The 6,154-nt window shown below is 59.4% G+C and carries 6 protein-coding genes; 4 read left to right on the top strand and 2 right to left on the bottom strand.

The window, feature by feature from the left end:
* Nucleotides 1–176: 176 nt before the first annotated feature.
* Together K7H22_RS19645 and K7H22_RS19640 are read right to left on the bottom strand one after the other, a co-directional pair.
* Nucleotides 177–881: a hypothetical protein gene (locus K7H22_RS19645; protein WP_230802504.1), complete on the bottom strand. Its 705-nt coding sequence runs from the start codon at nt 879–881 to the stop codon at nt 177–179.
* A 165-nt stretch (nt 882–1,046) separates the two neighbouring features.
* Complete coding sequence (locus K7H22_RS19640; protein WP_230802503.1) at nt 1,047–3,371, bottom strand: DNA topoisomerase IV subunit A; 2,325 nt, start codon at nt 3,369–3,371, stop codon at nt 1,047–1,049.
* Nucleotides 3,372–3,543: 172 nt separating this feature from the next.
* On the opposite strand from K7H22_RS19640, the gene K7H22_RS19635 reads away from it, so the two are divergent.
* From K7H22_RS19635 to K7H22_RS19620, 4 genes are all read left to right on the top strand, one after another.
* The gene (locus K7H22_RS19635) at nt 3,544–4,179 is read left to right on the top strand and encodes an SH3 domain-containing protein (RefSeq protein WP_230802502.1); all 636 of its coding nucleotides are present in this window, start codon (nt 3,544–3,546) and stop codon (nt 4,177–4,179) included.
* A gap of 53 nt (nt 4,180–4,232) precedes the next feature.
* The gene (locus K7H22_RS19630; RefSeq protein WP_230802501.1) at nt 4,233–5,066 is read left to right on the top strand and encodes an SDR family NAD(P)-dependent oxidoreductase; all 834 of its coding nucleotides are present in this window, start codon (nt 4,233–4,235) and stop codon (nt 5,064–5,066) included.
* Between the two features lie 75 nt (nt 5,067–5,141).
* Complete coding sequence (locus tag K7H22_RS19625; RefSeq protein WP_230802500.1) at nt 5,142–5,345, top strand: twin transmembrane helix small protein; 204 nt, start codon at nt 5,142–5,144, stop codon at nt 5,343–5,345.
* 3 nt (nt 5,346–5,348) lie between these two features.
* Nucleotides 5,349–5,921 (top strand): cob(I)yrinic acid a,c-diamide adenosyltransferase, encoded by a 573-nt coding sequence (locus K7H22_RS19620; protein WP_230802499.1) that lies wholly within the window; start codon nt 5,349–5,351, stop codon nt 5,919–5,921.
* The last annotated feature ends 233 nt before the right edge of the window (nt 5,922–6,154 follow it).

Here is a 6,154-nt window from a genome sequence, read left to right as displayed (position 1 = left end):
TTAACGTGCGGTTTGTTACGTTCAAACTTTGCCTTGCCCATCCTGCGCAGCGCCTTCTGGTTCGGGGGCCGCCCTCTCTATCGGACAAACCCGTTACTGTCTCCGCGCGCCGTTTATTGATTTGGCGCGGGAAAATCAAGCGTATCTTGGCATTTGCGTAGAAGCCGCTGCCGCAGTCATTCTTCCGGCAGAAGTTCCACCGTGGGTTCCTGCAAGACAGCACCCGCAGGTGGTGCGACAACGATGCGTGCCGCCAGCGCCGGTGCTGCCGCGTCCTGAACAGCGACAGCTTGAACAGTCCGTGTTTCTGCTGCGTCTTGTGTCGCTGGCGCAACCGCGAGCACGGGGCCGAACCAGCCGTCAGCCTTGCGCCTGCGGACCAGAAAATTCTCGATCTGCTTGGATGCGTTGCGGCTGAGGTTCTGCATCTGAACCTCTTTCGACTGCGTCAGGCCGGACCCGAAGATCGTATTACCCGAGATCGATTCAACGATCGTGATCTGTTCAGGCGGCGCGTTCATCTTCTCACCCGTTGCATCGTCCCAAACCGTCAACAGCACGATCAGCACTGATTTAGGCGAAGCCACAACCGGAATACCGGGCTGGGCCAGAACGTAACCCTCAACGCTGACCCCGAAATGGTAGAGCCGGTCACCTTCATACCGGCCAAAGCGGTCTCCGATGGCTGTGGTGAGCGCTTCTTTCCATTCGTCTTCGCTGGCTTCACGCGACAGCGGCCCGCGCGTCATCTTCGATGCAACCACCACGTTATGGCCAAGGCTGAAATTGCCCATTTCCACCGGCGCGTCGTCAAGGTCGTTGGGGTTGGTGCAGCCTGCAACAAGTGCGACAAAGCTCAGCAAGGCGAAGATGCGAAACATGCGAATGTCCTTCGATCCGGTCACATTGGGCATATCGCAGCGAAAGGTCAGGCGCAACGTGCCAGCAACAGCCTTGTATCGGCAATACACCATCGGAACCAAGATCTGGCGTTCTTCGAAACGGGTCCGACAGACAGGGCCACAAGGAACGGCCCGCATGAAATCTCAGGTAAACTTGTTGTCCCGCGGAAAACCGCGCGGCGCCATCCGTCCGGCGGTTGCGCGTTTGCCCAGCCATTCATCCAGATCAGCCTCGGTGCGCGTACGACCAGCCGGGTCGCGCCATGTCAGACCGTCTGCCAGCGCAAATGTCGTCGCATCCGACAACCCGCCATCCTTGAACTTCTGTAGCCGCACACCTTTGCCGCGTCCCATTTCGGGTAATTCATCCAGGGCGAACACCAGCACCTTGCGGTTTTCGCCGACGCAGGCGACGTGATCGCCCGTCACAACACGGCAAACCAAAGCGCGTGTATCGCCCGACAGGTTCAACACCTGCTTGCCGGTCCGTGTCTGCGCCACAACCTCTTCTTCGGGCACGACGAACCCGTCACCCGCCGTCGACGCAACCAGCAGCTTGCGCCCCGGCTTGTGGATCAGGATATCGACGATCTGCGCCTCGTTCGGAAGATCCACCATCAGGCGCAGCGGCTCGCCCATACCGCGCCCGCCGGGCAGGTTCATCGCACCAACTGTGTAGAAGCGCCCGTTCGAGGCAAAAACCAGCAGCTTGTCGGTCGTTTCCGCATGGAAGGCGAAGCGCGGCCCGTCGCCATCCTTGAACTTGATCTCGCGGGTGAGGTCGATATGGCCCGACATCGCCCTGATCCAGCCCATCTGCGAACAAATCACGGTCAGCGGCTCGCGGTCGATCATCGCCTCCAGCGGCACATCCTCGACCACGCCTGCCTCGGCGAATTGCGTGCGTCGAGCACCACCGGGGCTATTGGCCCCGAATTGTTTGCGGATATCGCGCAATTGGTCGGCAATCGCTGCCCATTGCAGTTTCTCGCTATCCAGCAAGTCTTCCAGCGTCGCACGTTCCGCCATCAGCGCATCGCGCTCGCGGATCAGTTCCATCTCTTCCAGACGCCGCAAGGACCGCAGGCGCATGTTCAGGATCGCCTCGGCCTGCACCTCGGTCAGTTCGGGCTCTTCATCTTCCTCAATTGCGCGGCCCGTCAAAGGCGAGACATAGTCTTTCTCCGAGGTCGCCCGCGCATGCGGATTGCCCCAGTTCTCAAACATCAATGCCCGCTTGGGATCATCGTCATAACGGATGATGTCAATCACACGGTCTAGATTGAGGAAGGCGATGATAAAGCCTTCCAGCACCTCAAGGCGGTGGTCGATCTTGTCCAGCCGGTGCTGCGAGCGACGCTGCAACACCTCGCGCCGGTGGTCCAGAAAGGCGCGCAACACTTCCTTGAGCGAGCAGACCTTGGGCGTCAGCCCGTCGATCAGCACATTCATGTTCAAGCTGAACCGCACTTCGAGATCCGAGTTACGGAACATCATGCCCATCAGCACATTGGCATCCACGGTGCGGGCGCGCGGCTCCAACACCAGACGAATATCATCGGCGGATTCGTCGCGAACATCGCCAAGGATCGGGATTTTCTTGGTCTGGATCAGTTCCGCGATCTTTTCGATCAGCTTGGATTTCTGCACCTGATAGGGAATTTCCGTGATGACGATCTGCCATTGACCGCGCCCCAGATCCTCGATCTCCCATTTGCAGCGCAGACGGAATGCGCCGCGTCCCGTGCGGTAGGCTTCGGCGATATTCTCGGGCGGCTCGACAATGACGCCGCCGGTCGGGAAATCAGGCCCGGGCACATATTGCAGCAGGGTTTCATCGCGAGCATCGGGTGTCTTGATCAGATGCAGGCAGGCGCCGACCAGTTCCTCGATGTTATGCGGGGGTATATTCGTGGCCATGCCAACCGCAATGCCCGACGAGCCATTGGCCAGCAGATTCGGAAAGGCTGCCGGGAAGACAACAGGCTCTTCCAGCGTCCCGTCATAGTTCGGGCGGTAATCGACAGCATTTTCCGCCAGCCCTTCCATCAGAGCCTCGGCAGCGGCCGTCATACGCGCCTCGGTATAACGGGCTGCGGCGGGGTTATCGCCGTCGATATTGCCGAAATTGCCCTGACCGTCCACCAGCGGGTAGCGGACGTTGAAATCCTGCGCCAGACGCGCCATCGCGTCATAGATCGCGGCGTCGCCATGCGGGTGGTAGTTCCCCATCACATCGCCGGAAATCTTGGCAGACTTGCGGAAACCACCCGTGCTACTGAGGCGCAATTCGCGCATCGCATACAGAATCCGCCGATGCACCGGTTTTAGCCCGTCACGCGCGTCCGGAAGCGCACGATGCATGATCGTCGACAAGGCATAGGTCAGATACCGCTCGCCGATTGCGCGGCGCAGAGGTTCCAATACCTCGGACGGGTTCGGAATGGGATCGTCGATCAGATCGTTCATGCCGGTGGTGATAGACGCAGGCCGCGACCGGGTAAAGCAACGAGCGGCCCTGAACAGATTGTTTTTGAGAAATTCTGCGCCCCAATGTGGCGAATCGGCTATAATACATCCATTCGCGGGTCAATTTTCGACCCTGTTGCCAAGCGGAGTCTTTATTGGGGGGGGACGCGACATGTGGCGCATCATTATCGTGACCTTTGCCTTCCTCGGCTGGTCCTTTTTCACGCTCAGCGGCGGGGCTGATTATCACCCGCGCGAAGGGTCCCGACAGGCCGAAGCCCAGAAACAGCGCGAGGCAGAGCAGCTTCGGATTGCTGATGATCGCGACATGGCACCTGCACCACAAGCCGCTGCGATCAACCTGCCGGACGTGGTGACCCGCGACACGGTCGACAACACCACTATCACCGCAGCAATCACACCGCAGTCGCAACGCCTGCCGGAACCGGCCCGACAATCCCTTGGGTCAGGCGATCAGGAATATCTGGCGGGCGCGAATGTCCGCGTCGCCAGCCTGACCCTGTCCGAACCTGCGGCATTCGCGCAGGCCGCAGGGTATGCGCCAACGACCATGATCGAAGAAGACATTGTGCAGGAAGATTTGCGTGATTTGCGGCGCATCACGGGCACAAGCGTCAACATGCGTGCAGGTCCGGGAACGCGCTTTGGTGTTTTAACACGCGTGACACGCGATACCGAAGTCGAGGTGCTTGAAAGCTTCGACAACGGCTGGCTGCGCCTGCGGGTTCTGGACACTCAGCGGATCGGCTGGGTTTCGGGCACACTTGTTTCTGAAGATCAGGGCTGAATTGGCCAAAGGCTGTTGTTGCGTCGCCAGCAGCCACAGGCCATGAATAGCCGATGAACAGAAAATCCATTCTTATCACAGGCTGTTCCTCTGGGATCGGCTATGACGCCGCACACGGGTTGAAGGCGCAAGGCTGGCGGGTCTTCGCAACCTGCCGGCAGGCCGCTGACGTGGAACGTCTGCAAGATGAAGGTCTGGACTCGATCCAACTGGATTATGGCGATCCCGCATCTATCCGCTCCGCCCTTGCCTATGTTCTGGCTGAAACGGGCGGCACGTTGGACGCATTGTTCAACAACGGTGCCTATGCCTGCCCCGGCGCGGCCGAGGATTTGCCGCGCGAGGCGCTGGCCGAAATTTTCGAGGTCAATGTCTTCGGCTGGCATGACCTGACTCGGCAGATCATTCCGGTCATGCGCGCGCAGGGGCATGGCCGCATCGTCAACTGCTCGTCGGTTCTGGGTCTGGTCGTCGCACCTTGGCGCGCGGCCTACAATTCAACCAAATACGCCGTTGAAGCCCTGAGCGACACACTCAGGATCGAGATGCGCGGCACAGGGATCGACGTTATCCTGCTCGAACCCGGACCGATTTCCAGCCGCATCCGCGCCAATTCCATTCCCCATTTCGAACGCTGGATCGACTGGCAGAACAGTCCCCGCGCGGCGCAATACCAGAACAGCCTGCTCAAACGGCTTTACGAGCCGAAACTGAAAAAGGACCGCTTTGAACTGCCGCCATCGGCGGTGACCGCCAAATTGATCCGCGCACTTGAAGCGCCGCGCCCCAAAGCGCGATACTATGTCACGACACCTACCTATGCGATGGCGCTTCTGCGCCGCATCCTGCCGACGCGCGCCATGGACTGGATATTGGCAAAGGGCTGATTGACGCGAACTTGGGTTCGCTTTTTGCAACGCGCCCTCTATGTGAGGCGAGTAACGGAATGAAGGACTGAACCGATGCGGGATGATCCCCTATTTTACGTCGTAGTCGCCGCTTGTCTTGCGGTGCTGGGCATTTTGATGCTGGGCATCGGCGGCTTTGCAAAAGGGGGCGAATTCAATCGCAAACATGGCAACAGGATCATGCGCTGGCGGATCGGGGCACAGTTGGTGGCCGTTGTCATCATTCTTCTTTTCGTATGGTTGCGCAGACAGGGATAAAAAATGATCGTACTGAACAAGATATACACCAAGACCGGTGATGACGGCGAAACCGCCCTGGGCAATGGCGCGCGTGTCGCCAAGCATTCCATGCGCGTGACCGCCTATGGCACCGTGGACGAGGCCAACGCGACCGTCGGCATGGCGCGCCTGCATGCAGACGACGCGCTGAATGCCGCCCTTGCGCGCATCCAGAACGACCTGTTCGATCTCGGCGCCGATCTGTGTCGACCAGATATGGAGCGCGATGCCGATGCCGAATATCCGCCGCTCAGGATCGTCAAGTCGCAGGTGGACCGCCTCGAAACGGAAATTGACAGCATGAACAGCCAGTTGGAGCCTCTGCGCAGCTTCATTCTGCCCGGTGGTTCGCCCTTGGCGGCCCATCTGCATCTGTGCCGCACGGTCAGTCGCAGGGCCGAGCGCCATACCGTGCAACTGGCGACGATGGAAACGGTCAATCCGGACGCGGTGAAATATCTCAACCGCCTGTCGGACTGGTTCTTTGTTGCAGCGCGCGTCGCCAACGAGAACGGCCGCGCCGATGTTCTCTGGGTACCCGGCGCAAACCGCTGATACACTTGTCAAAGGCGGTTCGAGACACGGCGAGCCGTCCTTCACCCCACCAAAATAACGCGTCACAATCGGAAAACGCGGCGTCGAAAGCGCATGACGTGACGATTTTGCCCTGTTTCAGGGGCGCGCAAGATTATATCAACACGCGGAGTGTTATCAGAGGAGTCGGTCAAAGGCTCTTCATCAACTGAGGGAGACCACGCTTATGAAGGTACTCGTGCCTGTCAAACGTG

This window comes from Seohaeicola saemankumensis (assembly GCF_021021435.1).
Taxonomy (GTDB): Bacteria; Pseudomonadota; Alphaproteobacteria; order Rhodobacterales; family Rhodobacteraceae; genus Seohaeicola.
The sequence above is the reverse complement of the archived record's forward strand: the minus strand, read 5'-3'. Positions and strand labels throughout refer to the sequence as shown.